At 63.2% G+C, this 1,718-nt stretch carries 1 protein-coding gene; it reads left to right on the forward strand.

From position 1 onward, the window contains the following. Window positions 1–383 precede the first annotated feature (383 nt). Window positions 384–1,595: an IS256 family transposase gene (locus tag ABFX51_RS20230; RefSeq protein ID WP_346054556.1), complete on the forward strand. Its 1,212-nt coding sequence runs from the start codon at window positions 384–386 to the stop codon at window positions 1,593–1,595. Window positions 1,596–1,718: the final 123 nt, after the last annotated feature.

The raw sequence follows: 1,718 nt of genomic DNA on the forward strand, positions 1-1,718 counted from the left end.
CCTCGCCGACTGACTGCAACACCAGCCCCACCAACCACAACACGAGTTACGAGACATCCCTAAGAGCGTGTACTACCACGACACGTGGGCGGTAGGCGGGACGGCAGCGAGGGCCACACCTAAACGAACGAAACCCACTCACCGCGCCGTTGATCAACCGCGCCATCGGGCAATCACGGCACGCACGCAGGATCGACCGCATCCTCGTCGGTTCCCCCCATAACCACCCCCACGCATCGGGACTGTTTCAAGATCGGTGTTTCTGGCCCGACACGCCGGGCTGAGGTCCGGCGGGATGGGCACTGTGAGTGATGACATCTGGGGCTGTGACTCCACGCAAGAGTGAGAAGCCGTTGTCGCCGGAGCAGGCCGCCGCGGCGGCGATGGTGGCCGAGGCGCGGCAGCGGGGGCTGGAGCTGACCGGCCCGAATGGGCTGTTGAAGCTGTTCACCAAGAACGTGCTGGAAACCGCGCTGAACGAGGAGATGACCGAACACCTCGGGCACGAGAAACACCGTGCTCGGCCGGGGCGCGATTCTGCGAATGTGCGTAACGGGACGCGGAAGAAGACGGTGCTCTCGGATGCGGCCGGCGAGGTGGAGATTCAGGTGCCGCGGGATCGGGAATCGACGTTCGAGCCGCAGATTGTGAAGAAGCGGCAACGTCGGCTCACCGATGTGGACGAGATCGTGCTGTCGTTGTATGCGAAGGGCATGACCACTGGTGAGATCTCGGCGCATTTCGCCGAGATCTATGGCGCTTCGGTGAGCAAAGAAACGATCTCCCGGATCACCGACAAGGTCGTGGCGGAGATGCAGGACTGGGCCAGTCGCCCGCTCGACGTCGTCTACGCCGCGGTGTTCATCGACGCGATCGTGGTCAAGGTGCGCGACGGCCAGGTGGCCAACCGGCCCTTCTACGCCGCCATCGGCGTCACGGTGGACGGCCGCAAGGACGTGCTCGGCCTGTGGGCGGGCAGCGGCGGTGAGGGCGCCAAGTTCTGGATGAGCGTGCTGGTCGATCTAAAAAACCGCGGCGTGAAAGACGTGTTCTTCCTCGTCTGCGATGGCCTGAAAGGTCTTCCCGAGGTGGTGGAACAGGTGTGGCCCCGGGCGATCGTGCAAACCTGCATCATCCACCTCATCCGCAATTCGTTCCGGCTCACTTCCCGGAAACACGCCGACGCGCTCAAACGTGATCTCAAAGCGATGTATGAGGCACCTAACGCGGCGGCAGCCGAAGCGGCGTTGCAGGAACTGGATGACAACTGGTCCGCGAAATACCCGGCGCTGGTCCGGTTGTGGCGCAACGCCTGGACCGAGTTCGTGCCGTTCCTCGATTACGACGTCGAAATCAGGAGGATGATCTGCTCAACCAACGCGATCGAATCGCTCAACGCCCGTTACCGGCGGGCCGTGCGGGCCCGCGGCCACTTCCCAACCGAGCAGGCCGCGCTGAAGTGCCTGTATCTTGTGACCCGCAGCCTGGACCCCACCGGCACAGGCCAAGCTCGATGGACGATGCGCTGGAAGCCCGTGCTCAACGCCTTCGCCATCACCTTCGGTGACCGCTGGCCGGACGCCAAAACCTACTAACCAAACCGCCAGAAACACCGATCACGAGATAGACCCCACGCATCCGCACGAATCACCCGCAGCTAAGGGATGTCTCGTAACTCGTGTTGTGGTTGGTGGGGCTGGTGTTGCAGTCAGTCGGCG

It is taken from the genome of Amycolatopsis dongchuanensis, assembly GCF_039542405.1.
Taxonomy (GTDB): domain Bacteria; phylum Actinomycetota; class Actinomycetes; order Mycobacteriales; family Pseudonocardiaceae; genus Amycolatopsis_E; species Amycolatopsis_E sacchari.